This is a genomic window from Vreelandella sedimenti (assembly GCF_013416325.1).
Taxonomy (GTDB): Bacteria; Pseudomonadota; Gammaproteobacteria; order Pseudomonadales; family Halomonadaceae; genus Vreelandella; species Vreelandella sedimenti.
In genome coordinates, this window is sequence record NZ_JACCGK010000001.1 from 268,178 (window position 1) to 292,340 (window position 24,163).

Here is a 24,163-nt window from a genome sequence, read left to right on the forward strand (position 1 = left end):
GTTTAAATATGAGCGTTGTTTCCCACCTGATTAACGGCGAGTTAGTTGAAAGTAAGCGTACGCTGGATGTCACCAACCCCTCCACAGGCAAAGTGATTCGCCAAGTGGCGGATGCCAATGTCGCCGATGTAGAGCGCGCCATTACCGCCGCCCAAGAGGCGTTTCCCGCCTGGCGCGATACGCCGCCCGCTAAGCGCGCTCAGGTGATGTACCGCTTTAAGCAATTGCTTGAAGAGAACGCTAACCGATTGGTACAGCTGGTCAGTGAAGAGCACGGCAAAACTCCCGAAGACGCCATGGGCGAACTCAAGCGCGGCATTGAGAACGTCGAGTACGCCTGTGGGGTGCCAGAGCTGCTCAAAGGAGAGTATTCCCACAATGTAGGGCCAGGCATTGATGCCTGGTCAAACTTCCAGCCATTGGGTGTGGTGGTGGGCATTACCCCGTTTAACTTCCCCGCCATGGTGCCGCTGTGGATGTACCCCATGGCGATTGCCTGTGGTAATACTTTTATATTGAAGCCTTCGGAGAAAGACCCTTCGGCGGCCATGGCGGTAGCCGAACTGCTTCAAGAAGCGGGGCTGCCCAAAGGTGTAATGAATGTAGTCCACGGCGGTCGCGAAGCGGTGGAAACGCTGTTGGATGCCAAGGCCGTTAAAGCTATTTCCTTTGTCGGTTCAACGCCAGTGGCTGAGGCGATCTACTCTCGTGGTTCCGCCGCGGGTAAACGCGTTCAGGCGTTGGGTGGGGCGAAGAACCACGCCGTGGTGCTGCCGGATGCCGACCTGGAAAACGCTGCCAACACGCTGATGGGTGCGGCCTATGGTAGCTGCGGGGAGCGCTGCATGGCGATCTCGGTAGCGGTATGCGTGGGTGATGAGACCGCAGACCGCTTGGTTGAAACCCTACTTCCTAAAATCGCTCAACTAAAAGTTGGCCCTGGCACCAAGCGGGATCTGGATATGGGGCCGCTGGTGACCGCTGAGCACCGGGATAAAGTCCTCGGCTACATCGAAGATGGCGTAAAGGCTGGCGCGACACTGGTTGCCGATGGTCGCGACCTTCAAGTCCCAGGCTATGAAGAGGGTTATTTCGTGGGCGGCTGCTTGTTCGATAACGTCACCGCCGAAATGCGCATCTACCAGGAAGAGATCTTTGGGCCGGTGCTTTGCGTGGTGCGCGTGGGTAGCCTGGATGACGCCATGCACCTGATCAACGACCACGAGTATGGCAACGGCACTTGCCTGTTTACCCGCGATGGCGAAGCTGCCCGCCGCTTTACCGACGGTATCGAGGTTGGCATGGTGGGCGTGAATGTGCCGCTCCCGGTGCCCGTGGCGTACCACAGCTTTGGTGGTTGGAAGCGCTCGCTGTTTGGGGATCTTCACGCCTACGGGCCGGACTCGGTGCGCTTCTATACTCGCCGCAAGGCGGTCTCCCAGCGCTGGCCGTCGGTGAGCGAGGCCACCCGGGCCGAGTTCTCGTTCCCCAACAATCAAAGTTGACGTCTTAGAGTAACTAGGACATCTTCTCAGCACCGTCGCCCTGCGATGGTGCTTTTTTTGGTGCGTACTTCAGACGTATAGGGACGAGAACAGCGTGGCGAGAACCCAGGACGAAATTCGGCAAACCAACGTAAAAAAGATTCTCCAGGCGGCAGAGCAGTTGTTTGCCGAAAAAGGCTACGCAGGTGCCTCCATGGGCGAAATCGCACAACTGGCAGAGATCCCCAAGTCCAACGTGCACTACTACTTCTCGACCAAAAATGCGTTGTATCAAGATGTTCTGTTAGAGCTTCTCGAGGTGTGGAAACAGGATGCGCTCTGCTTCGAGCTCTACGATGACCCCCGCGTAGTGCTCTCCACCTATATCCGCGCCAAGATGAACCACTCTCGCAATCGCGCTCATGGCTCAAAAATATGGGCAGCCGAGGTGATGCAGGGCGCGCCTATTCTTAAAGAGCGCCTGCGTGACAACCTCTACGAATGGGCCAAGCTTAAAGAGTCAAAAATTCGCGAATGGGTGGAGTCCGGGCAGATCAACCCCGTCGAGCCTTCCTATCTGCTCTATATGATCTGGGCCTCCACCCAGCACTACGCTGATTTTGACTACCAAATCTACCTGCTCAACGACGACCAACCGCTGGATGACCTGCAGTTCGAAAAAGCTGTACAGTCGGTCACCTCGGTGATATTGCGCGGGATTGGGCTGACGGCTTAGCCAAATAAACTAAAAACCGTTTTAATTTTTACTGGTAATTAAGTGGTTTAAAAAAATTTTCAATCTGAAAATGCTTATGTTGGTAGTTTTTATGTCATCAAAGCTTTGTTTTGACTATGGTGATTTTTTGAGCATTGTAATAGGTGATTGAGGTCAACGCAGCCAAAATAGTCCTAGTGATGGTTTCACAAAGCTCGCTAAAATAGTCGAGACAAAGTGCTATTCGTATTTTTAAACAGAGAGGGAAATGTGTGTTTCTAGCATTTAATGATAATGAGAAAAGCGAGCGAGCCGAGCAGGGTGGATTATCTAGCGTTGCATATGAGGCCATCATGCAAATGATCCTCGCTCGTGAGCTATCGGGGGGCGATATTGTCCAAGAGAGGCGCTTGGCAGATGAGCTTGATATGTCACGTACGCCTGTTCGTGAAGCCCTAAGACGCCTTGAGGCAGAAGGTTGGCTGATACGATTGAATGCTCGTACTATCGGCGTAAAAAAAATTGCCATCAATGAATATGTGGCTGCGCTACAGGTACGCGAGTTGCTTGAACCAGAAGCGGCGGCCCTAGCGGCAGCTAAGTCGAAAACCAAGGTGATCGCAGACTGGGTGGAAAAACTCAACTTAATTAGTAGCTCCAAGCAGTTAGGGCCCAAGCAGCAGTGGGAATTTGATCAGACGCTTCATATGGGTATTGCACAGGCAACAGGGAATGAAGTGCTGTTCAAAATTATCTCCGAGCTGAGAAAGACAACACAAATATTCGAAAACCAGACTCTGCCCGCTAGAACTTTTCCAGGTTATGACGCCCATATGGCCATTATTGAAGCCATCGTAGAAGGTAATCCTGAAAAGGCGCGTAAGGCCATGCACGATCATTTGCGTGAAACGAAGAGAAATATTTTTGAAGCGATATAATTTTTAGTTAAGGTTGCAAGTGCTAATCTGGTGCGCAGTGGCCTACAGTTAAGCGTTAGAAAAGCTTTTTTTAGCTTGTTGATGAAGTTCACAAGTTAAAAAAGTCTTCAAAAACTCACAAGTGCACATCATTTGTGCAGTTCGATTTTTCCCTCACCGTTTTGGAGCATAACAGCAAATTTGCTTACCCAGCATTATGATTTGACAGCTGGTATACCACTGGTCTACAAATGGACTGTCAACGTCTAAGAGAGATAATTATGAAAAAATCTATAGCTGTTGGGATTGTTGCACTTGCCTCTGTTTACTCCACGTTTTCTTGGGCTGAAAGCATCGTGCTGAGAGCTGGGCACTCGGCCAATTTAACTGAGCCTTATCAAAAAGGCTTGGAGAAGTTTGCTGAAGTTGTAGAGCGCGAAACAGACGGTGAAGTTACAGTGCAGATATTTCCTAACAATCAGTTGGGTAACGAGCGCGAAATGATTGAGGGGTTGCTTTTAGGTACTCTGGATATTGCTGTCCCCACTAACGGTGTCTTGACCAACTTCGTTTCTGAACTGTCGATTTTCGATCTGCCTTTCCTGTTTGATGACCGTCAGCACATGTATCGCGTTATGGACGGTGAGGTAGGCGAGCGCCTAGCCGACTCCATGCAAGAGAGCAGCTTCAAGCTACTGGGCTTTTACGAGGCGGGCGTTCGACATATCGTGACCAAGGAGCCAGTTAACCGTATCGAAGACCTGGAGCGGCAAAGCATTAGAACCATGCAGATTCCGGCCCATGTTGCCGCTTTCAACGAGTTTGGGGCTAATGCCTCGCCGCTTGCCTACAGCGAGCTTTATGCGGCGCTAGAATCCGGTGTGGTGGATGGCGCTGAAGCTGCCTTCACCAACTATCAGGCGCAGCGATTTTACGAAGTAGCGCCATACCTTGCCGAAGTGAGCTGGACCACGTTGGTTGCGGATCTCATCATGTCTGAGGAGCGCTTCCAAAGTCTGCCCGAAGATGTGCAGCAGGCTGTGATGATTGCAGGTAAAGAGTCCGCTCAATACGAGCGACAGGTGTATGCCGAGATGGACGCGCGCATCCGTGAAGAGCTTTTAAGTGCCGGCGTTGAGTTTACCCAGCCTGAAATCGAACCCTTCCGCGAAAGGTCTCAGGCGGTCTATAGCGAATTCGTCGATACGGATCAGAAGCAAGAGCTTTTGGACGTCATTGAGCAACTACGCTAGCAGTTTAGAGAGCCAGGGCTATTGATATAGCCCTGCTACTTCAGGGGGTAATTATGGCACCTATAGTGCAAGTGGCTGAGCGAGTGCTGCACGGTATCAGGTTCTTGATTGCCGTATGTGTCGTTGTCCTTTTCAGCTATATGGTCGTCGCAATACTGACGCTTGTGGCAGGACGGTATGTCTTCGGATTTTCCGTGGCTGGTGCGGCAGAAACGGCTACCTTCGCCCAGATATGGGTTATCTTTTTGGCCGACGGTATTGCCATGCGTGAAAAGTTACATATTGGCGTTGATATCCTGTATGACGTTTTGCCCGATATCCTCAAGCGAATTACCGCACTTTTTATTCTGCTTTTGGGCAGCTGGTTTTTATGGCTGGCTATTCTCGCCAGCCAGCGGCTACTTCAAATTGGTCAGATTCAGACTTCGTCGGCATTGGGTATTCCCATGTGGATACCTTATCTCTCCCTGCCGGTAGGGCTTGGCTATTTCTTCCTCGAATTCAGTATTGCCTATTTAAAGAAGATTTTCGCTAAAGAGTGCGCTGACAATAATAATGAGGAAACCGCATTATGATCATGGTCATGGTGTTATTCGTACTGCTTTTAATTGCCGGTGCCCCCATCGTTTTTACCATGGGCGTCTCGGCGAGTCTTGTGCTGGTGGGCGAGGGGATACCTAGCAGCATTATTCCCCAGCGTCTGTTCGCGGGTCTGGACAGTTTTACCATCATGGCCATTCCGTTTTTCGTCCTGTCAGGGCTTTTGATGGAGCGCGGCGGTATTGCACGTCGCATGATCGATTTTGCAACCGCGCTGGTCGGCTGGATTCGAGGGTCGCTGCTGCTGGTGTCCGTCGTATCGGGCACTGGCCTTGCCGCCGTGTCGGGTTCTGGCTCTGCGGATACGGCGGCCACCGCCTCTCTAATGCTGCCCGAGATGAGAAGGCGCCGTTACGATATCGACTTTGCCGCCGGTTTGATGGCCGCGGCGGGCTCTCTGGGGCCCGTCATTCCTCCCTCCATCATGATGATCGTGCTGGCCTCGGTAGGTAATGTCTCGGTAGGCGATATGTTTATCGCCGGTGTCGTACCAGGGTTTTTAATGGCGCTGGGGCTGTTGCTGGCGGGGTATTTTCACGCCCGGCGTTATGGCGGTGTGTATAGCCAGGTGCAGCCTTTCTCCTTGAAGGAACTGGGGGCGACCGCCTTGAGGGCCATTCCGGCTTTTCTGATGCCCATCATCATCATCGGAGGTATTGTCGGGGGCGTTTTTACTCCGACCGAAGCCGCCTCGGTCGCTGTTGCGACCGGACTTCTGGTGGGGCTCTTTATCTATAAAGAGCTCAAGTTTCGTGATCTGCCTCGCCTGATACTGCGGGCGGCGAGTATCTCGGCATCCGTGATGATGATCATTGCCGTGGCGAACATTTTCTCGTGGCTGGTCGCCAGAGAAGGCGTGCCCCAACTGCTTGTGGGTTTTCTGCAGTCTTTGTCCGACAATCCCTGGGTATTTCTGGCTCTGCTCAATGTCGGGCTGATTTTTGTCGGCATGTTCATGGAAAGCATTGCCGCCATATTGATCCTGGTGCCGGTGTTGATGCCCGTGGCGCAGAGCTACGGTATCGACCCGCTGCATCTGGGCGTGGTGATCATCATCAACCTTTCCATCGGCATGATCACGCCGCCCTACGGCATCACGCTGTTTGTCGCCAGCAGTATCGCCCAGCGCCCCATCATGCGCGTAGCGGGCAAAATCATCCTGCCCTTGAGTTTCATGCTGGCCGTGCTTCTGCTGGCGACTTACGTCCCATCTGTCGTGACCGCCTTACCCGATTTATTTAGAACCCGTTAACGTTGAGTCGGAGAATTAAATGTCCCAGTTTGCTGGTACTTATAGTGTTCTTATTACACCTTTCGATAAAGACCTGGAAGTCGACGTAGAGAGACTGCGCACGTTTATCGATTGGCAGATTGAGCAGGGCATCCACGGGTTGATCCCGCTTGGTAGTACCGGTGAATTTCTTTCAATGACCGACGACGAGCGCCGTCTGGTGGCCAAGACCGTGATCGATCAAGCCGGCGGTCGCGTTCCCGTGCTGGTAGGTACCGGCGCTGAAAATACCAATGATGTTATTCGTTACAGCCAGGAAGCCGAACAGCTTGGCGCGGACGGACTGATGATCATTCCGCCTTACTACAGCTGTCCCACCGAAGTCGAGCTCTATCACCACTACAAGCAGGTATCCGACGCCGTCTCGCTGCCAATTATGATCTACAACAACCCCAATGCGGCCAACGTGGACATGATGCCCGAAACGGTGGCACGGCTTGCCGAGATCGAAAACGTGGCTTACATCAAGGAGTCGACGCTAGAGATTACGCGCGTGCGCGACATTTTGAGGCTATGCGGCGATAAGATAGGCGTGTTTGGCGGGGTGCTGGGGTTTGAATCCTACGTGGAAGGCGCGATCGGCTGGGTAGCCGTTGGCTCCAACGTTATGCCTAAGGAGTTTGCCGATCTATACACCGCCACGGTGGTGGAAAAGGATCTGGATCGCGCCAGGGAGGTGTATCACCACATTCTACCGGTCATTGATTTCGTGTTCGGCCATCGCTACGTATCCGGCACCAAGGCGCTGCTCGAGTCGATGGGGAAAAGCGTTGGGCATCCGCGTCCTCCGCGGCTTCCCTCGCCCCGTGAAGACAAGGTGTGGGCTGATGACATCGTTCGCAAGCTTTCTTTGAAATAGGAGGCTTTAATGGACGCGCTGGGAAGCAGGATATCTAAAAAAGCTAAAGAGATTACCTTTACTTTCGAAGGCGAGGAGGTCAGCGCCGTTGAAGGTCAAAGCCTGGGGGCTGCACTTGTTGGCGTGGGGCACCTGTCTCATCGGGAAGGCCGCCTGGGGGGAGTCCATGGTCATTATTGCGGCATGGGCGCGTGTTTCGAGTGCCTGGTCAGCGTTGACGGCCACTCCGGTGTGCGCGCCTGCATGACGCCTGTTCAGCAGAATCAGTCGGTCAAGCGCCATCCCTACAAAACCCCGTTCGATATCGAGAAGCAGCGTCAAAGCGCTGTCCGAGCAGCGTCGTCTGAGGTGGTGACGACCGATGTGCTGGTCATCGGGGGAGGGCCTGCCGGTTTGCAGGCCGCGCTTTCGGCGCGGGAGGCGGGGGCGAGCGTACTCTTGATCGATGAGCGCACAAGTCTGGGTGGTCAGTATTTCAAGCAGTTGTCATCGGCCTATTCAACACAAGACGGCAATGCGCCGGATAAGCAGATGCAGGCGGGTCGTGCGCTAATCGATAAACTCGAAAAAGCGGACGTTCAGCAGTGGCGCAATACGCTGGTCTGGGGAGCGTTTCGTGAGCGTGCCGATCAGCTTCAAATCGGGGTCGAGCGAAACGGCCAGGCGCTGATCGTCGAGCCCCGGTCCATTGTCATTTCCACCGGCGCCACCGAGCGGCCCTACCCCGTACCCGGCTGGACGCTTCCCGGCGTGATGACCACCGGCGGACTGCAAACGCTACTGCGCTCCTACCGCACGGCACCGCCCGGGCCTATTCTGGTCGCGGGCAACGGGCCGCTCAACCTGCAGGTCGCGGCAGAACTGGTTTCGGCGGGCGTCGAAGTGGCGGGGGTAGTGGAAAGTGCAAAGCTGACGTCACTGACTGCATTTACCCAGACCGGGCAGGCGACTCGCCATGCGCCGTCCTTGATCGGCGCCGGGCTTGGCTACCTGCTTATCCTCAAGCGTGCTCGCATACCTATTTTCGATGGCTACGCGATTGCGGAGATCAAGGGCGAAAGCGCCGTCGAAAGCGTAGTGCTGGCGCCGGTTACTTCCGTGGGCGAACTGGGGCAACCGACCCGGCAGCTTGACGTCAAGGCGGTAGGTCTTGGCTATGGCTTCCAGCCGCAGGCCGAAATCAGCCGGCTGCTAGGGGTCGAGCACCTCTATGCGCCCGCCACGACTTCAGCCCTCAAGGTGCTTTCAGCTGAGCGCGCGGCGGACGGCAGCTGCAACGTCGAGGGCGTTTTCGTTGCCGGTGAGGCTGGCGGATTCGGCGGCGCCCAACTGGCCCTCGCCCAGGGGGCGCTTTCGGGCATTGCCGCTGCCAATCACTGTGGTTATCACACGAATGCTCCCACCTCGACATGGCAGGCCCGACAGCGAAAGCATCGACGTTTTCAAAAGGCGCTGTGGGGCGCCTTTGCATCGCCGCTCAAGCCGCTGGCGGGCGTTACCAATGATACGATCGTCTGCCGCTGCGAAGGCATTACCGCCAAAGAGATTCTGAGTGGGCGCGATGCGTGTAGCGACGTGGCCTCGATCAAACGTCAGACCCGCGCGGGCATGGGGCGCTGCCAGGGGCGCTACTGTGCCTCGACGGTTAGCATGCTGATCGCCACCGATAAAAAATTGAGCAGTCAGTTTGATCTGCCGGCACCGCAAAATCCGATCAAGCCGGTTGCCATCGGGGCCCTGGCCATCGAAAAGGGCGAGTGGGCCGGGCACCGGCGCGTGATGCCGCCGGTAATGCCTGCTCGCCATCAGCCTACCGATTATCGACCCCTTATCGAGGTCGACGTGCTGGTGATAGGCGCCGGCGTTGCTGGAAGCTCTACCGCTATGGAGCTGGCTAAACAAGGGGTGGAGGTGGCGGTACTCGATCGCGGCCTGCCCAACGGGCAGGCATCTGGCGCCAACGCGGGCAGCCTGCACGTTCAGCTGCTGTCGTTCGACTTTGGCGCGAAAGCCGAAAGGGGAGGCGGTCCCGCCGCCAGCACGCTGCCGCTTCAAAAAGCCAGCGCCTCGCTTTGGGAGGCCTTGGCTTGCGAGCTCGATAGCGATATCGAGTTCAAACGCAGTGGCGGCATCATGGTGGCTGAAAGCGACGCGCAGATGCGCTTTCTTGAAAGAAAAGCGGCGTTGGAGCGCTCGCTGGGAATCGATACACAGATTGTTGGCCGCGGCGATATCGAGCGTAAGCTGCCCGCGATTACTGATGCTGTGGTCGGAGGGGCGTGGTGTAGCGAGGAGGGGAAAATTAACCCGCTGCTCGCCACTCCCGCCCTGGTTCGGGCGGCCAAGCAGGCCGGGGCTCGCTTTTTTACCGGTGATGGGGTTCACAAGGTGGAACATACCAACGGCAAGTGGTTGGTCACCACCAGTAGCGGCTGTTGCTATCGGGCGAATAAGGTAGTGAATGCCGCCGGCGCCTGGGCGGGGGCGATCGGCAAACTAGCCGGGGTGCACGTACCCGTTCATGCGGCCCCTTTGCAGATGATCGTCACCGAAGCCGCCGATCCCATCGTGGATGTGCTACTTGCCCACGCCGACCGCCACCTGACGTTGAAGCAGGCGGCCAACGGAAACGTGATCATTGGTGGCGGATGGCCGGCGGGGCTGAGTATTCCCTTTGGCTATCAACGCCCGCTTTTGGAAAGTATCGAAGGCAACCTGTGGGTTGCCCAGCACGTGCTGCCAGCGTTGAATCAGCTGCGCGTGTTGCGCACCTGGGCGGCGATCAATATCAACATAGACGGTGCGCCCATATTGGGAGAGGTACCTCACCGCCCGGGCTTTTACAACGCCGTCACGTCCAATGGCTTTACCCTGGGGCCGTTGGTTGGGCGTATCACGGCGGATTTGATTACGCGTGGCAAGAGCGATTGGGATCTAACGCCTTTTTCGCTCAATCGTTTTGAAGGGCAGCCGGTCACATGAGCGTGGTAACTATGCCAGCACAGCGTCCGCTTCACGGCATTGCCTGTATGCTCGCCGCTGCAGCACTTTTCGTGGGCATGGACTCTCTGGCCAAGTATCTGGGCGATCACTACTCGCCGGTGCAGCTGGCGTGGTCGCGCTACAGCGTTCACCTGATCGTGCTGGTAGCACTGCTGGCCATCATGGGGCGGCTCACTCGGGCCGAGCTCGAAAGCCGTGCGCCCTGGGGTCAGTTTGGCCGGGGGTTGCTGCTGCTTGGCGCCACGCTGTTTGCGTACCTGTCGGTGCGGGTTTTGCCGCTTACTCAGGTCTACGTCGTCAACTTCAGCTCACCGCTGATCGTCACGCTACTGGCAATACCGCTTTTGAAAGAGAAGGTCGGCGCCAAGCGCCTGCTGGCGGCCGTGTGCGGATTCTCAGGCGTCTTGATTGCCGTACAGCCCGACGTGGGAGGCCTGAACGCCAATCTTCTGTTGCCGGTCGGCATGGCGGTCTGCTTTGCGCTCTATCAATTGGCGACGCGCTACTTTGCCGCCCAGGATTCAGCGCTTACGTCACTGTTGTATACCGCCACCGCTGGCGGCCTGGTGAGCACGCTGGCGGTGCCCTTTTTCTGGGTACCTGTGCAAAGCGAAGACATTGCCTTGTTCGTGCTGATTGGCGTGCTAGGGGCGCTTAGCCATTTCGCGCTGATCGAGGCCATGCGGTCGGCCTCAGCGTCTCTGGTATCGCCTTTTTTATATTCACAGCTTATTTGGGCCACGCTCATTGGATACTGGTTTTTCGGCGACTATCCCACTAAAGCCACGTTTATCGGGGCAGGCCTTGTCGCTATGGCAGGTGGTTACCTCATTATCAATGAGCGCCATCAACATTAAATAGGGAGAAAACTTATGAGTGAACAAACGAAGACAGTTTTGATGTTTGTTAACGGTCAGGCGATGTCTGGCGGAAGTATCAATTTTGCTTTAGAGGAAGCCAAGTTTCTAGGCGCCGTTAATACTGCTTCAAAGTATCGCTTTTACTCTGTGCGCGACGAGTTTCCTGGACTATGGCCTGTTGATGAAGGCGGGCAATCTATTCCAGGGGAGATCTATGAAGTCACTTATGCGCAGCTCCGAGAGTCATTGCTTCCCAATGAACCTTCTGAATTGGAACTGGGTGTTATTGAACTTGAAGATGGCAGTGGCTCTTTGAGCATGAAAATGCGTGCCGAGGAAATCGATGGCGATGATGTTGTGGATATTAGCGACCAAGGTGGCTGGCTTAAATATCTCGCTACCAAAAAAGTATAGCTTCTAACAGTTGCTCGAACATCGAGTAAAGATAGCTGAGCTAGTGAAGTTTAACGTATCACTATAATAGTAAAGGCACCTTTTATGACCGGATTTGATTTGATCATCCGTAACGGAACCGTGGTTACCGCAAGCGATACCATGCTATGCGATGTCGGTGTCAGAAACGGTAAGGTGGTGGCATTAGCGGACAAGTTAGGCGCGGCAGATCGGGAGATTGATGCCACCGGTTTACTGGTCATGCCGGGTGGCATTGACAGCCACGTGCACCTGGCACAGCCGACCAGCGATGGCAGCGTCATGGCTGATGATTTTGAGTCAGGAACGCGTTCGGCGGCTTGCGGCGGAAACACGACAGTTATCCCTTTCTCCCTTCAAGAGCGAGGAAAGTCGCTTCTTAAGTCGGTCGAAGAGCATCACCAGCGCGCAAAGGGCAAGTGCTATATCGATTATGCACTGCACGCCATTATTACCGACCCAACGCCTCAGGCGCTTGAAAAGGATTTACCCCAGGTGGTTCAGGACGGGGTTACGTCGGTCAAAATTTTCATGACTTATCAGGACATGGCATTAAACGATGCTGAAATCTTTAAAGTGATGGAAGCAACCCGTCGCGAAGGGGCTCTGACTATGGTTCATGCGGAGAATTTCGACGCTATCCAGCAGATGACCGAGCGCCTTGAACAGGCAGGTCAAGCGGGTCCACGAGGCCATGCAGAATCACGACCTATCGTGGTCGAACGCGAAGCTACCCATCGCGCTATCAGCTTTGCCGAGCTGGTGGATGTGCCGTTATTTGTCGTGCATGTGTCCGGTGGTGATGTCATTGAGCAGATCGAGTGGGCTAAGCGCCGTGGCTTGCCCATCTACGCTGAAACGTGTCCTCAGTATCTAACGCTAACTGCGGACGACTTGGACAACGCCAATATGGAGGGGAGCAAGTATGTCTGCAGCCCGCCGCCAAGAGATAAAGCCAACCAGAAAGCCTGCTGGGATGCGCTGGCAAGAGACGTTTTTTCTACATTTACCTCTGACCATTGTCCATTTATCTATGAGAGCGACACTGGTAAGAAAAAAGCGGGGTCTGATACCAGTTTTAAGTATGTACCCAACGGTATTCCTGGTGTTGAGACGCGTTTGCCAATTCTGTTCCGTAAAGGTGTCTCGGAAGGGCGCATCAACCTGAATCAGTTTGTTGCTCTATCGGCGACGAACCATGCCAAGGTGTATGGCATGTATCCTCGCAAAGGCACCATCGCCATTGGTTCCGATGCAGATATCGCTATTTGGGATCCTAACAAATGCGTAACGCTATCGCAGTCTATGCTTAACCATAATTGTGATTACACCCCTTACGAAGGCATGGAGTTAAAAGGCTATCCCGTCACTGTAATTTCCAACGGCGAGGTGGTAGCAGAAAACGGTCGGCCGGTAGGTAGCGCCGGTAAAGGTAAGTTCATCTCTCGAGGTAAATCAAGCCTGATACCTACATAACGGGTTTGTGAGGCCTGAAACATTGAGTGTTAGTGAGCGAAGGCATCAAGACTCCAAATACAAAGGAATTATGAGCGCTTTATAACAAGGAAGGAGTGTCGGCGCTTGCAACACCGCCAACCATGGCATCTTCTCAGCACCGTCGTTCCGCGCCGGTGCTTTGTTTGGTGTCTATCTGATCTACCTGCTTAACGACGACCAACCGCTGGACGACCTACAGTTTGAAAAAGCCGTTCAGTCGGTGACCTAAGTGATTTTGCGAGGGATTGGGTTGACGGCGTGAGCAGCACTCAACGACTGAGCTGCACCGACGCATCAAACTTATGCCGCTTACGCGACAGTAGCGTGCGGAACTTGCGCAGGTTGTCATCGCCATAGAGCACGCGATCACAGAAACTGTCGTACTCATCTAAATCAGCGACTGTCACGATTAATACAAAATCACACTCGCCGGTTACCTGATAGCACTGCTTCACTTCAGGGGCGCTCAGCGCTGTTGTTAAAAAACGCTGGTAGAGTGATTTGTCATCCCTCTCCATGGTGACTTCCACCACCATGTGAAGGCACTGCCCTAGGGCGTCAGGGTTGATTAGTGCCACCTCACGCTCAATTATTCCAGTATCGCGCAGTCGATTAACCCGCTTTAAACAGGCAGAGGGTGAAAGCCCTATCTCGTCCGCTAGCGCCTGGTTGGCCAGGCTGGAGTTACGCTGAAGCTGGTCAAGGATTCGTCGATCAATGGCGTCCATGAAATAAAATGTCTTTTCTGAGCTCATAAAGAACGAATAGTGATTGTTAGTACGCAATTGAAAAGAATATTCTGCGCCAGCCCCATTATCATAACCGTTGTTCAAATGATGGCAACGGGGGCTTGATGCAGATAAAAATTCATCATCTATGGGCTTGGGTAACTCACCTATTACAAGACGCGCTGCGCGTGTACCTGAAGCTGCTCAAAATCCTGATTCCAGCATTGCTTATCGTCAAAGCATTAGAGCTCTTGGGTGTTATCGGCTGGCTGGGAAAGGTATTAGTTCCCTTAATGAGCATACTCGGTTTGCCCGAGCAGTTGGGCGTTGTGTGGTCGGCGGCGCTCTTTACCAACTTGTACACCGCCATTGCGGTATTTCTCCAAGTAGCTGGTGATATGCACTTGAGTGCCGAGCAAGTGACAGTGCTGGGTGCATTAATGCTGGTAGGATACTCAATTCCTGTTGAGGGGGCCGTTGCCAAGCGCGCTGGCGTACCGTGGTGGGCTACGTTAGTTCTGCGCGTAGGTGGGGCTTTGTTGCTTGCTTGGCTCTTGCACTGCTTCTATTCGTATTTTGGTTTGTTGCAGCGCCAGTAGCATTGGTATGGCAACCAAGCTTGCCGACAGCGCCAACGCTAAGCAGTTGGGCTATTGCACAGCTTGAAACGCTAGCGCTGATCTTTGTGATTATTTTAGCGCTGATTGTGCTCCTAAAACTTCTGAAAAAGCTCGGCCTGGAGCGCTGGATTCATCTTGGCTTGCTACCGCTCCTCAAGCTATTAGGTATTGGCCGTTCGGCAGCTAATGTAACGGTGATTGGTTTTACGTTGGGATTAAGCTATGGCGCAGGGCTGCTGATTCGGTATGTGCAGAACGGGGTGCTTAGCAAGCGCGATAGCACGCTTGCACTGTGCTTTCTCGGCCTCTGCCATAGCGTTATAGAAGACACGCTGCTGATCTTGATGCTGGGCCGATATAGCGGGCATTTTATGGGCACGGTTACTCTTTGCCATTATTGTTACCGCTATGATTGCCCGCTGGCCTAAAACCACGATCAACAATCAATAGGCAACTACACTGGCTACCATTAACGCAAAATATATACGCCCAAGCTGATAAAAAAACACTGTCCACTATTCGATTCAGCCACTTCACTCGTAGCGTTTTGCGGGAGATTAATCCCTCTCCGAGCCTACCTGCTCAGCAATCAAACACAAAAGCTCGTACATAACGGTCGCGCCAAGCAGGGCCGTGTTGCCGCTGGGGTCGAAGGGTGGGGAGACTTCCACTACATCGGCGCCGATAAGCGGTAAACCGCGAAAGCCGCGCACTAGCTGAAGTGCTTGCAGGCTGGTGAGGCCACCTACTTCAGGGGTGCCGGTGCCAGGGGCGAAGGCGGGGTCGATGCTGTCGATATCGAAGGATAGATATACTGGGCCATTGCCTATAACGCGGCGTGCTTCAGCGACCGTCGCTTCAATCCCCAGCGCATCCACTTCCTCCATAAACATCACCCGCATGCCGTTCGCTGCGGAGTAATCCCAGCCCTGGGTGGTGTTTTGGGCACCGCGAATGCCGATTTGCACCGTGCGTTTGGGATCGATAAGGCCCTCTTCGCAGGCGAGCCGGAAGGGACCGCCGTGGTGAAATTTCGAGCCTTGAAACTCGTCCCAGGTGTCGGTGTGGGCATCGATATGGATCAAGCCTACCGGGTCATCGGCTGCCAAGCCGCGCAGGATGGGGTAGGTGATGGAGTGGTCGCCCCCGGCGCTTAGCGGGATAACCCCTGCTCGGCGAATAGCTGAGTAATAAGCGGCAATATCATCAGAGACCTGCGCAAGGTCGTAGATCGATGAGAAGCGTACATCGCCGATGTCGGCAATGCGTGCCTGAGCAAAGGGATCCAGCCGGGTAACATGGTGCAGGCTGCGCATCATGCTCGACTGGTTGCGAATCTCCCGTGGGCCATGGCGAGCGCCTGGACGGTTGCTGACACCGCCATCAAACGGGATGCCCACCAGGGCAATATCAAGTTCCTTCAATGTGTCGGCTAGCGGTGCTCGCAAGAAACTGGCTATTTCGCGGTAGCGCGGCTCATGGTGGGGTAGATAGTGTTCGCCAGTGGCGGCATTGCGGCGAGTACCGTCGGTGCCTTTAGCCATTTCGCTCTCCTTATCGGGTTAAGCTCGCCAAGCTGGCGGCCAGTAGTTGAGTGCCCGCCACGGCATCATCGAGTTCGGTATGCTCATCAGGGTGGTGGCTAAGGCCATCGCGGCAGGGCACAAACAGCATTGCCGTCGGGCAGTGTTTGGCGAGGTGAATCGCATCGTGAAAGGCACCCGATACTAGACGCGGTGCGGGCATGCCCAGCTCGTGGGCGGTATCATCAAGCAGGGCGGTGAGGGTCGCGGGAAATCCGACGGGATCAACCCGCGATAGCGGGGTCAGCGTGGCGTTGCAGCCCGCCCAGGACTGCTGAGCGAGGTCACTGAATTCGGCTTCCAGCGCCTTTAGCGTGGCGGCTTCGGGGTGGCGCAAATCAATAGTGAAGGTGACCTGGTCGGGAATGGTGTTCACCGAGCCGGGGCTGACGGCAAACTTACCAATGGTAAATCGCACACGGTCTTCCCCATCCCGGGCAGCTTCCCTCAGGGCAGTTGCCAGCGCACAAGCGCCTTCCAACGCATCACGGCGCGATGACCGCGGTGTAGTGCCCGCGTGGTTGGCGCTCCCGGATACGGTGACTTCAAACCAACTGACACCCTGGATACCTTCGACCACGCCCACGGCAGCACCTTCACGTTCCAGAATCGGGCCTTGCTCAATATGCAGCTCAAGAAAGGCGTGCATCGGCGTTGTCAGCGGGCGGCGGGGAATGCCTGCTGAATCCAGTTTCGTCAGACATGCATCCAATACACTCCCCAGGCTGACGCCTTCGCTGTCTTCAATCTGGCGGGTTTCCTCCAGACTGCGTACGCCGCAGAATACCGCCGAACCGGAGGTGCCTGGGGAGAAGCGAGCGCCCTCTTCATTGGTCCAGCTCACCAGCGATAGAGGACGGCGTGGGTTAAAGCCCGCCTGTTTCAGTGCACGTAGTGCCTCGAGTCCTGCCAGCACGCCCAGCGCACCATCGTACTTACCCCCCGCCGGTTGGCTATCCAAATGACTGCCTGTGACGACAGGCTCAAGCGCGGGGTCGCTACCGGGCACATCAAGAAACACGTTGCCGATAGCGTCTACGCTTGCCTTGGCACCCAGGGCGCTGGCCTGCTCAATCAGCCATAGCCGTGCGCGGGTGTCATTGTCATCAAGTGCTAGGCGTGCCACGCCGCCATCTGAACGGCCGCCCATCATCGCTACCGTTGCCAGGTCATTGGCTAGGCGTTCTGGACTTACCGCTGCAGCGAGGGTCGCCAGGTCGATAGCGGGCTTGTCGGTTGGCTCATTACGGCGGCTTGTCATCAGGCTCTCCCAGGCGATGTTTATTCGTAGACTTCGAAATGTACCTCGACAGGTACGCACTCTGCTCCATTGATGGGGATAATGTCTTGCGGGCAGGCGGACATGGCCACGATACAGTCCATCTCGGCGCGTAGCTCCACATAGTCACCGGGTTTGGAAACCGGCGGGCACCAGTCGACTTTCATCTGCTCATTAACGGGAATATTCATCCATAGGTTGAGTGGCTGGGGAACTTCGGGAGTGTCCACACCGATCGCTTTCAGGGCTAAGCGGAGATTATCGGCACAGCTGTCATGGTAACCCTCGACACCCAGTGTCATGTAACGAAACAGGTCGCAGGCGGCCATTAGCGTGTCGTGAATACCCGGTGAAGTGTCGGCAGTGAGGGTCATGATTGGGCGGCGACGGTTACTTATCAGCGGATCGCCGACGCGGGGGATCAGTGCGCTCAACCAAGCACGCCCGTGTTCCCAGGACATGAACTCGTTGACGTTGTCGCTGCTGAACGCCCATGTATCGCACACTTGGGTACCATGGGTATTGATAATGCGGATGGTTTGACCTGCTTTCAGGCGGACTGCCCGTCCACCGCGGGCAGCGACTTCGTAGCGTTCACCCAGTACCGGCGTGCCGTCTGGGGAGATCGGTGTTTCCAGCGTATGGTTGTGGCCGCAGGGCTCGCTGTTGCTGCGCGGCAGTTGCTCAATGCGAGCGTGGTCAAAGCGTGAATCAGCGTTCATCGGGTGCTCCTTGATCAATAGAAAAGTCTTGCATTGGGGTGGTTGTTGCAGGCATCGCTAATCGATGTTGCGCTCGCGCCAGGTGTTGAGAAACTGCTGAAGGCGTTCGCTTTTTGGCTGACGGAATAGCGTGGCGGGTGGGCCGCTCTCTACGACGCGTCCCTGATCCATAAAGATCACACGGTTGGCGACATTGGCGGCAAAGCCCATTTCGTGAGTGACGATCACCATGGTCATGCCATCGGCGGCCAGCTTTTTCATGACATCCAGCACTTCACCGACGAGTTCAGGGTCAAGCGCCGACGTGGGCTCATCAAAAAACATCACTCTGGGTTTCATGGCGAGCGCCCGCGCGATCGCCACTCGTTGCTTCTGGCCACCGGAAAGGCTCTCAGGGAAATGGCCTGCCCGATCAGAAAGGCCGACCTGCTCCAGCATGGCCATGCCTTCCGTGTCGGCTTCCTGGCGGGAAAGGCCGTTGACCAGCCGCAGCGCTTCGGTCACGTTCTCCAGCGCGGTGCGATGGGGCCAAAGGTGAAAGTGTTGAAATACCATGCCCACTGGCGCACGTACGTCGTCTACGCGCTTTTCGCTGGTGCGCACGCGTTTGCCGTTGCGGTCCTCATAGCCCAGCAGTTGGCCGTCGATATACACGCTGCCATGATCATAGGGCTCCAAAAATGCCAGGCAGCGCAGCAGTGTTGATTTGCCGGAACCCGAAGGGCCAATCACACAGACCACTTCGGAAGGAGCGAGACTGAAGTCGATATCGGTCAACACTTCCAGGTCGCCAAACTGTTTGCTGATGCCGTGCGCCTCAACAATCGACTTTTGGCGCGGGGGCGATGATGGCGAGAGCGTGTCAGCCATGGGCATGGGGAGTGGCTCCTTGTTGAGAGGCAGGGCGCGGTTGACGATTGGCCAGGCGTTTTTCCAGCGCATAGCCACCACGGGCAATCAGTTCGATCATTAGCCAGTAGAGCAGGGCAACGGCCAAGTAGGGCTCGATGACTTGAAAGGTCTGGTTGACGATCGTGGTGGCGTTTTTGGTCAGGTCGTCCACCGAGATGATCGAGATCAGGGCGGACTCCTTCACCAGAATGATCAACTGATTGGTGCCAGGCGGCACGATCAAGCGTGCCATTTGCGGAATCTGAATGTGTGTCAGCGCATGCCAGCGAGAGATGCCGAGCATCCGCGCCGCCTCCAACTGGCCCTTGGGAATCGACTTGAAGCCGCCACGATAAATTTCCGCAAAATAGCCAGCACCATAGAGGCCGAGCCCCATAACGCCTGCGACGCTGGCGCTCAGCGTCAAGCCGATGCTGGGGCCGCCGTAATAGAGCAGAAACAGCAGAATCAGCAGAGGAGTGCCGCGGCAAAGCTCTACATAGCAGGCGACCGGGTAGCCGAACAGGCGCGGGTTGGCGAGCCGCAGCGCGGCGAGTACCAGTCCCAGCGAAAGCGCCAGTAGGCAGCCTGTAAAGCAGATCCATAACGTGTTCCAGAAACCTTGCAGGATCAGGCCACGCACTTCCCATAGCAGGGTAATATCAAACATAGCGGGCACTCTCCTAGTCGGTGGCCAAACCGCCGGTCATCCGGCGTTCCAAGTGAGCGCTGAGTAGTGCCAGCACCAAATTGACCGCGAGATACAGCAGCGCGGCAGCCAAGTACGTTTCTAGCGGTTGAAAGGTGCGTGAGGCGATTTGCTCGCTAACGCGCATCAGTTCAGTGACTGCGATCACCGAGATCAGCGATGAATTCTTGAGAATCGTGATGATCTCGTTGGTCAGGGGTGGCAGGGTAAGGCGAAAGACCTGAGGCATGATGATGCGCCTGCGGGTTTGCCAGGAGGAGATGCCCGCCATGCGCGCCGCCTCGATTTGCCCTGCGGGAATATGGCTGATGCCGCTGCGGAAAATTTCCGACTGGAACGCTGCCGTATTGAGGGTCAGGGTCAATATAGCGGCTGAAATCGGCGCGATCTCAATGCCGACTTCGGGCAGCAAATAGTAGACCAGCAGCAGTTGCAGCAGGATGGGGGTGCCGCGCCAAAAGCTACGGTAAAGTCCGCAGGGCCAGCGTACCAAACCATGGCGACTGGTCAGGCCGAAGGCCAGCAAGACACCTAGCACCAGGCCCAGGGCGATGGCGGAAAGCGAGACCACCAAGGTGGTGGCCAAGCCTTCAAGCAGCACAGGGTAGTGGTTGAGCAGGATCTCAAGCATGGGTCATCCAGAAAGCGAAGTAGCGCGGCTCGGTTAACGTCAGGCTGTTTTACTCAGCCGCTGGCAGTTCTAACGGTAAATCCATTGGGCTGCCGAACCACTTCTCCTGGAGTTCATCCAAGGTGCCGTCTTCATTGAGGCGTTGAATCTGCTCATCCATAAAGGCATTAAGCGACGCGCTCTCTTCGTTATCGCGCCCGGCCCAGGAGAAGTAAACCGGGTCACCGAAGGTGCCCACGACTTCAAACACATCTGGACGGGTGCGTTCTGCTTCGAGCAGGTTGGGGAGACTGTTGATCACCACATCGACACGCCCGGTTCCCAGCTCGGCATAGGCTTCGTCAACGCCTGTATAGGTGCGAATGTCCTCAACGGGCGTGCCCGCTTCCTCTAGCTCGGCGGCCAAGGCTTCCAACGCATCCAACTGCGCCGAGCCCGCTTGGGCGGCGGCCACCTTACCGGCAATATCCTCCGGTGAGCTGATACCCTCTTCACCGGCGCGTTTAAGAATCGCCATGGTGGCGTCGGCAATCGGGGCGCTTAAGTGGTAGCGTTCCATGCGCTCCGGCGTGGCGGTTACCGAGGTGATCACGTAATCAAACCGTTCGCGCTCCAGTCCCGGTAGAATGCCTTGCCAGGGCAGGTCCATGCGGATCAGTTCGACGCCCTCAAGCTCGGGCATGATGTGTTCCATGATATCGGCGGAGTAGCCGACAATTTCGCCATCTTCAATATACTCAAACGGCGCAAAGCGGGCTTCCGTGCCTACGGTAAAGGTGCCTTCCGAGCGAATATCATCAAGTAAGTCACTGTGGGCGGTGGTGGCGAAGCTGACGCCAAGAAGGAGGCCAGCGGTAATGGTAGGGATGCGTTGCATGGGGATGCTCCTTGGAGTAGTGAGGCTCGAACCAGCGGCGAAGGCCAACTGAACAAGAACCCCTTGAGTTAAGCAGGTGTGATGCAACAATAAAATTGCTATCTTTCGATGTTCATACCCGTTTTATTGATGTTATTTGCACTAACGTGGAGCATGCCGATGAAACTCTCCGCCGCCGATCTGAAAAGCCTTTCCGTGTTCCTTGCCGTCACTGAACATCGTGGATTTGCTGGTGCCCAGACGGCACTGCACATGAGCCAGTCCGCGGTGAGTTTCCATATCCGCGCGCTTGAAGAGCGGGTGGGGTTTACCGTTTGTCGTCGGGGTAGGCAGGGGTTTGAACTGACCGAGCGAGGCGCCATCGTCTATGAGCGTGCCAAACTACTGCTCTCATCGGTGGACGATTTTGATAGTGAAATGAGCGAGCTACGCAGCTCGGTCTACGGCACGCTGCGGCTAGGGGTAGTCGATAACACCATTATGGATGTGGATCTTGATTTGCAGGGGGTGATTGGCGAATTCCTGCGCAAAAACCCCAAGGCGCGCCTCAACATTACCGTGGGCAGCCCTGACCGCTTGATTGGCGACATTGCCAATGGTGAGGTGCAATTGGGCATTCTTCCGGAAACTGCGCAAATGGAGGGTTTGCAGCATCGGCAGGTCTATACCGAGATGCACGGTATCTACTGTGCACGGCGGCATCCACTATTTGAGCGGGATGGCCACCAGATGACAGTGGAAGAAGTGATCGAGCATCCGTTCGTGGTCAGGCCCTATGCCAATTTGCAGGAGCTTGAGAGCTTCCCCAATGCGCAGGTGGGCGCCCATGCATCCAATATGGAGGCTCAGGCGCTGTTGATCTTGAGTGGCCACTTTATCGGCAATCTTCCCCATTACTATGCCAACCATTGGGTCGAGCGAGGCGAGCTCAAGGCACTACTGCCCGGGCAAGTCGAGATTGCCTCTCCCTTCTGCGTTGTCACCCGGGCCGGGCGGCGTCCCTCACTTATCGTACGCACCTTTATTCAAGAGCTGGTGGCCCGTCTTTGGCAGCAATCGCATCTGGTCGAGGCTTATAAGGGGGATGAGCTGTTTAAAACCTCACCGACGCCTGAAGGCTGACTTCCAGTGGGTCGCCGACCACTACGCGCGTACTGCCGCCGCGGGAGGGGTAGTAAGTGGTGTCGAACAGGTTCTTGGCATTAAGCTGCAGGTTCAGGCCACCGTAGCTCATATCATAAATATTCTGGTCGGTGACCACCGAGCCGCGATACACATCGCTCAAATAGTCCCGGCGGTGTTCGTGATCAATCCCGACGGTCAGGTCGTGGCGCATGCCAGCCAAAGTGGCGGTACTGGTGGTTTCCCCGGCGGTGTATTGCACACGGCGGTAATCGACTCCACGGTGCGGGCCTCTTCCAAAAACGACACCGGCTGTTTGCTGGCCAGGCTAGAGTGCTGGGCGCGATAGCTCTGCGGAGCTACATCGGTAAGGCGATCCGAGGTGACGATCAGTGTTTCTGAAGCGGTCTCATCGGTTTGTTGAGCATAGACATAGGGCAGCGGATTCAGAAGCAGCATCGGCGAAAACAGTGCAATGGTTCGAGAGCGGAACATGAGTGGTATCGATCCTTCTTATCGTCAATGGGTTGAGTGAGCAAGCGTTATTGAGCGTTGAGGGTGGGTGCCCCAGAAGTGACCTTCGCGACTTAGTACTGGCGTGGTGGGGAGCAGGGCGTCGAAGGTGGCGGCCGGGTCGAGGTCACTAAAAAGCGCGGGGTGCAGCCACTGGGTAATACGCTCCAGTGCCACGATGGCGAGGGGGCCTTGGTGGAAACCGTGCCAAAGGGCATAGAATCGCTCTTGCTGAACGGCGTCGAGATGCTGCCAGCCGGGCAGTTCTTGACTGAGCGAGCGCAGGTCTTGGGCAACCTCTGCATCGCTAACCCCCAACCCCACGCTGATACCATCCCCCGCTGCCCACTGCCCCGCGGTATTGATAACGACCTCGGGCGGGGGGCTCAGTACCCATTCGTTGCTTAGCGTCGCCGAAGCGCCGGGGGTTAAAGCATCGGCGATATTCTTGCCGCCTGCCCGCGCGACCAGGTCGGCCAGCCCGTTTCTTAAATTGGTACGGCAGCAGTCAACTTTTACTCCAGGGGCGATATTGATCAGTACCCTGGGCGGTTCAGAGGGATTCTCTGCTAGCTCCAGCTCTGCCAAACCCTGGTCGATACGCGCCAAGCGCTGTTCAATCAGAGATATCATACGGTTGACCCGTGGCGTCGCGTTTAATGCCTCGCCTAAAAGAGCCAGGCTTTTGGCTGTGTTTTCCAACAGGTGACGGTTAAAGTCGATAAACAGGTAGGCAATATCCAACTCGTCGAGTAGCCGCGCCAAAGGGGAGCCTTCAACACTGCTGGCACGTGAGAGATCAAACAGCATCAGATCCGGGGCCAGGTTCAGTAGCGCTTCGCTATCGAGCTGGGGGTCGCGTGTGAAAGCGTAGGCAACTGGGCAAGCGCGGGCCACTGGGTAGTAAAACGCTGGGCCATGGAGGGGTCGAACACGGCCAGCGGATAGGCCCAGCCCGCCAGATGCTCTGTCGGATTGTCCAGCAGGCTGGTCAGTGTATAGAACTGGCGCGGCTGGGTAAGGAATAGGCGTGATGGCGGCGCTGAAAGCGTTACCTGGCGCCCGGCGAGGTCGGTCACCGTTTTAGGAAAGCCTTTAGCAACGTTCTGGTAAACGTCCGCCCGTGAGACGAGTGCCCAACACACCAGCCCATCGACCAGCGCTTTACTGGCGATTGAGGCTAGCGAAAGCACCAGTGTCCCCGCCAGGGCGCTGCCCGGTAAGTAAAATCGGTGATCTTCACCCAGCGACAGCCGGGCCATATGCGGGCCTACTAACCCGATAAAACCGATAGTGCCCACAAACGCGACCGCCGCAGCGGCAAGCAAGCTCACCCGCAGTAGCGAGATAAGCCGCAGACGCTCTACCGCAATGCCGAAGCTGCGTGCGTGTTCATCTCCCGAGCGTAGTACCGTCATCGCCCAGACAATGACCTGCTGAATCGGGCCTTGAGCATGGGCATCAAACATCAGCGCGATTAAATCAGCCATTGGGGTGTGTGTAGGGCCAGTGGCGATATCAGCCAGCAGGGAGATGACCAAGGCGATAGCTAACCCTGCGACAATCAGCAAACGAGT

Annotated in this window: 26 protein-coding genes; 14 read left to right on the forward strand and 12 right to left on the reverse strand. The window is 55.8% G+C overall.

Features of this window, described 5'->3' with window-relative positions; translation table 11 throughout:
• The first annotated feature begins 8 nt into the window (after positions 1-8).
• From HZU72_RS01175 to hydA, 11 genes are all read left to right on the forward strand, one after another.
• Positions 9-1,505: a CoA-acylating methylmalonate-semialdehyde dehydrogenase gene (locus tag HZU72_RS01175; protein WP_180089807.1), complete on the forward strand. Its 1,497-nt coding sequence runs from the start codon at positions 9-11 to the stop codon at positions 1,503-1,505.
• Between the two features lie 94 nt (positions 1,506-1,599).
• Positions 1,600-2,220: a TetR/AcrR family transcriptional regulator gene (locus tag HZU72_RS01180; protein WP_180089809.1), complete on the forward strand. Its 621-nt coding sequence runs from the start codon at positions 1,600-1,602 to the stop codon at positions 2,218-2,220.
• Between the two features lie 251 nt (positions 2,221-2,471).
• Positions 2,472-3,137 (forward strand): GntR family transcriptional regulator, encoded by a 666-nt coding sequence (locus tag HZU72_RS01185; protein ID WP_180089811.1) that lies wholly within the window; start codon positions 2,472-2,474, stop codon positions 3,135-3,137.
• 260 nt (positions 3,138-3,397) lie between these two features.
• The gene (locus tag HZU72_RS01190) at positions 3,398-4,369 is read left to right on the forward strand and encodes a TRAP transporter substrate-binding protein (protein WP_180089813.1); all 972 of its coding nucleotides are present in this window, start codon (positions 3,398-3,400) and stop codon (positions 4,367-4,369) included.
• 53 nt (positions 4,370-4,422) lie between these two features.
• The gene (locus HZU72_RS01195; RefSeq protein WP_180089815.1) at positions 4,423-4,944 is read left to right on the forward strand and encodes a TRAP transporter small permease; all 522 of its coding nucleotides are present in this window, start codon (positions 4,423-4,425) and stop codon (positions 4,942-4,944) included.
• Positions 4,941-6,221 (forward strand): TRAP transporter large permease, encoded by a 1,281-nt coding sequence (locus tag HZU72_RS01200; protein ID WP_180089817.1) that lies wholly within the window; start codon positions 4,941-4,943, stop codon positions 6,219-6,221. The genes HZU72_RS01195 and HZU72_RS01200 overlap by 4 nt, the downstream gene beginning before the upstream one ends.
• Positions 6,222-6,240: 19 nt before the next feature.
• Positions 6,241-7,119, forward strand: a complete 879-nt coding sequence (dapA, locus tag HZU72_RS01205) for a 4-hydroxy-tetrahydrodipicolinate synthase (protein WP_180089819.1) — start codon at positions 6,241-6,243, stop codon at positions 7,117-7,119.
• Between the two features lie 9 nt (positions 7,120-7,128).
• Positions 7,129-10,101, forward strand: a complete 2,973-nt coding sequence (locus tag HZU72_RS01210; protein ID WP_180089821.1) for an FAD-dependent oxidoreductase — start codon at positions 7,129-7,131, stop codon at positions 10,099-10,101.
• Positions 10,098-10,979, forward strand: coding sequence for a DMT family transporter (locus HZU72_RS01215; RefSeq protein WP_180089824.1), 882 nt, complete (start codon positions 10,098-10,100; stop codon positions 10,977-10,979). The genes HZU72_RS01210 and HZU72_RS01215 overlap by 4 nt, the downstream gene beginning before the upstream one ends.
• Before the next feature lie 15 nt (positions 10,980-10,994).
• Positions 10,995-11,396 (forward strand): allophanate hydrolase-related protein, encoded by a 402-nt coding sequence (locus HZU72_RS01220; RefSeq protein ID WP_180089826.1) that lies wholly within the window; start codon positions 10,995-10,997, stop codon positions 11,394-11,396.
• A gap of 84 nt (positions 11,397-11,480) precedes the next feature.
• Complete coding sequence (hydA, locus tag HZU72_RS01225) at positions 11,481-12,890, forward strand: dihydropyrimidinase (protein WP_180089828.1); 1,410 nt, start codon at positions 11,481-11,483, stop codon at positions 12,888-12,890.
• Positions 12,891-13,180: 290 nt separating this feature from the next.
• Here hydA and HZU72_RS01230 read toward each other — a convergent pair whose 3' ends face one another.
• On the reverse strand, positions 13,181-13,639 hold the full coding sequence (locus HZU72_RS01230; RefSeq protein ID WP_180089830.1) for an Lrp/AsnC family transcriptional regulator: 459 nt from the start codon (positions 13,637-13,639) through the stop codon (positions 13,181-13,183).
• 125 nt (positions 13,640-13,764) lie between these two features.
• Between HZU72_RS01230 and HZU72_RS23720 the strand changes: the two genes are divergently transcribed.
• The gene (locus HZU72_RS23720) at positions 13,765-14,238 is read left to right on the forward strand and encodes a nucleoside recognition domain-containing protein (protein WP_235975872.1); all 474 of its coding nucleotides are present in this window, start codon (positions 13,765-13,767) and stop codon (positions 14,236-14,238) included.
• Positions 14,239-14,258: 20 nt separating this feature from the next.
• A complete protein-coding gene (locus HZU72_RS23725) occupies positions 14,259-14,687 on the forward strand; it encodes a hypothetical protein (RefSeq protein ID WP_235975874.1) in 429 nt (142 codons plus the stop codon).
• 129 nt (positions 14,688-14,816) lie between these two features.
• Here HZU72_RS23725 and speB read toward each other — a convergent pair whose 3' ends face one another.
• The 7 genes from speB to HZU72_RS01270 are packed head-to-tail and all read right to left on the reverse strand — an operon-like array spanning position 14,817 to position 20,951.
• On the reverse strand, positions 14,817-15,803 hold the full coding sequence (gene speB, locus HZU72_RS01240) for an agmatinase (protein ID WP_180089832.1): 987 nt from the start codon (positions 15,801-15,803) through the stop codon (positions 14,817-14,819).
• Between the two features lie 10 nt (positions 15,804-15,813).
• Entirely contained in the window at positions 15,814-17,103 is a 1,290-nt protein-coding gene (locus HZU72_RS01245; protein WP_180089834.1) for a M20 family metallo-hydrolase, read from the reverse strand.
• Positions 17,104-17,123: 20 nt separating this feature from the next.
• Positions 17,124-17,843 carry a DUF1989 domain-containing protein gene (locus tag HZU72_RS01250; RefSeq protein ID WP_180089836.1) on the reverse strand — a complete coding sequence of 240 codons (720 nt, stop codon included), beginning with the start codon at positions 17,841-17,843 and terminating at the stop codon, positions 17,124-17,126.
• Positions 17,844-17,900: 57 nt separating this feature from the next.
• A complete protein-coding gene (locus HZU72_RS01255) occupies positions 17,901-18,719 on the reverse strand; it encodes an amino acid ABC transporter ATP-binding protein (RefSeq protein ID WP_328735679.1) in 819 nt (272 codons plus the stop codon).
• Positions 18,706-19,404 carry an amino acid ABC transporter permease gene (locus HZU72_RS01260; protein WP_180089838.1) on the reverse strand — a complete coding sequence of 233 codons (699 nt, stop codon included), beginning with the start codon at positions 19,402-19,404 and terminating at the stop codon, positions 18,706-18,708. The genes HZU72_RS01255 and HZU72_RS01260 overlap by 14 nt, the downstream gene beginning before the upstream one ends.
• 13 nt (positions 19,405-19,417) lie before the next feature.
• Positions 19,418-20,074, reverse strand: a complete 657-nt coding sequence (locus HZU72_RS01265) for an amino acid ABC transporter permease (protein WP_180089840.1) — start codon at positions 20,072-20,074, stop codon at positions 19,418-19,420.
• Between the two features lie 49 nt (positions 20,075-20,123).
• Positions 20,124-20,951: a transporter substrate-binding domain-containing protein gene (locus HZU72_RS01270; RefSeq protein ID WP_180089842.1), complete on the reverse strand. Its 828-nt coding sequence runs from the start codon at positions 20,949-20,951 to the stop codon at positions 20,124-20,126.
• Positions 20,952-21,110: 159 nt separating this feature from the next.
• Here HZU72_RS01270 and HZU72_RS01275 point away from each other — a divergent pair, with 159 nt between their 5' ends.
• On the forward strand, positions 21,111-22,073 hold the full coding sequence (locus tag HZU72_RS01275; protein ID WP_180089844.1) for a LysR family transcriptional regulator: 963 nt from the start codon (positions 21,111-21,113) through the stop codon (positions 22,071-22,073).
• On the opposite strand, the gene HZU72_RS01280 is transcribed toward HZU72_RS01275, so the two are convergent.
• From HZU72_RS01280 to HZU72_RS24100, 4 genes are read right to left on the reverse strand one after another with little or no spacing between them, the layout of a single operon-like run.
• On the reverse strand, positions 22,045-22,287 hold the full coding sequence (locus HZU72_RS01280) for a hypothetical protein (protein WP_180089404.1): 243 nt from the start codon (positions 22,285-22,287) through the stop codon (positions 22,045-22,047). The genes HZU72_RS01275 and HZU72_RS01280 overlap by 29 nt on opposite strands.
• A complete protein-coding gene (locus HZU72_RS01285; protein WP_235975876.1) occupies positions 22,272-22,568 on the reverse strand; it encodes a hypothetical protein in 297 nt (98 codons plus the stop codon). The genes HZU72_RS01280 and HZU72_RS01285 overlap by 16 nt, the downstream gene beginning before the upstream one ends.
• Positions 22,569-22,592: 24 nt before the next feature.
• Positions 22,593-23,483 (reverse strand): ABC transporter substrate-binding protein, encoded by an 891-nt coding sequence (locus tag HZU72_RS01290; protein WP_180089406.1) that lies wholly within the window; start codon positions 23,481-23,483, stop codon positions 22,593-22,595.
• Positions 23,414-24,157 (reverse strand): iron chelate uptake ABC transporter family permease subunit, encoded by a 744-nt coding sequence (locus HZU72_RS24100; RefSeq protein ID WP_328735687.1) that lies wholly within the window; start codon positions 24,155-24,157, stop codon positions 23,414-23,416. The genes HZU72_RS01290 and HZU72_RS24100 overlap by 70 nt, the downstream gene beginning before the upstream one ends.
• Positions 24,158-24,163 lie beyond the last annotated feature (6 nt).